Consider the following 1,326-nt stretch of genomic DNA (forward strand, 5'->3'; position numbering starts at 1 on the left):
TTTAGTTAGTTATTTGTTGATTTTTTTGAATAGGAGTCCAAACAATCGATCTCATTAAGTACGGAATAAGCTTTCACTTTATACCATCTATTTTAAGGTTTGTTCATTGGCTTTATGTTATAGCTGCAGGTTCTTTAACTGGGATTTTGATAGGAATGTTTCAAACAATTGAATGTTTAAGTTTTCTTGATTTGTTTTTTTTCTTATTCGTTATACCAACTTCGCTAACAATTTTCATTTTATTTTTTATGACTTTTTTGTATAAACGTCAAAAAATAAAAGTTAATGACGATTTTCGTTTCTTTTTGAAACTCATTTTTGCGATATATTGGTCCATCAGCATTATTAGTTTTTATTATTATTTACATTATGTTGACCGTACATATAACCTTTTATGCACTACTTTAATGATCGTAGTAGGAATGATAATTGATGTTTTTGGTCTTATAGTGATGTCTTTACTGTGGGTTAATACTTTAGATCAATTAGATCGCTTCATAGAAGATAAAATTGAGAAAAAACATGAGTATTTAATTATTAATTTATTATTTTTGAGTTTTTCTGAAATATTTTCAATCATCGTCTCACTTGTGATGGATACTATACAATTAATTAGAATGTATTATAAAGATAATTGATAATCATTAAATCAACCTCTTTATAGCGTCAAAAACTTATTTAAATAGAAAAAAGAAGATTTTTCGTTTTTGTCTTCTTTTTTCTATTTTTTTCATATAAAATATAAATGGGGATGTTTTTGGTTTCGACATGGTTAATGAGTTTTATTTATCATATCTTGGTTACGCAAGTAAAAACGCTCGAGGTCATAAATAAACGGCAATACACAAGATAATTACGAAAGCGAATCAACAACTTATAACGGTTTAGGTTACGCTCCACAATTAACAAGAGCAACTGCTTCTTGTTAATCTAAAAACGGTTTATAAATTTTTTCTTTAAAAAGCTTTTTTTAAAGAACACTTTTTATTAATCATTTTTTATTCTTCTGTAAAACTGAGTTTATCTTTTAAACCGGTTTCATTATTTTCTTCAATATAATTATTTTTTTCTTTTTATAATCATATAAATTATTAAACTATTTCTTTTTTTTAAAAGAAATACTTTCCATTTTATATAACTTTTGTTTGTTTTTGAAAAACAAAATAAATATGTAGAATGAATAAAACAAGTTAACTTTGCACAGGGGTTCGAATCCCCTCATCTCCACCAAAAGAAATAATAAAGATCATTAAATTGATTTTCTGAAGTTTTTTTATAAATAATCTAGCCTAATAAACATTAAAAACAAAAAAACATATTTTTTAT

1 protein-coding gene is annotated in these 1,326 nt (G+C 24.7%); it reads left to right on the forward strand.

Annotated features, from left to right (window positions below; all coding sequences use genetic code 11):
- The first annotated feature begins 305 nt into the window (after window positions 1-305).
- Complete coding sequence (locus HR065_RS00500; RefSeq protein ID WP_178733966.1) at window positions 306-638, forward strand: hypothetical protein; 333 nt, start codon at window positions 306-308, stop codon at window positions 636-638.
- Window positions 639-1,326 lie beyond the last annotated feature (688 nt).

The organism is Candidatus Phytoplasma pruni (assembly GCF_013391955.1).
Taxonomy (GTDB): domain Bacteria; phylum Bacillota_I; class Bacilli_A; order Acholeplasmatales; family Acholeplasmataceae; genus Phytoplasma.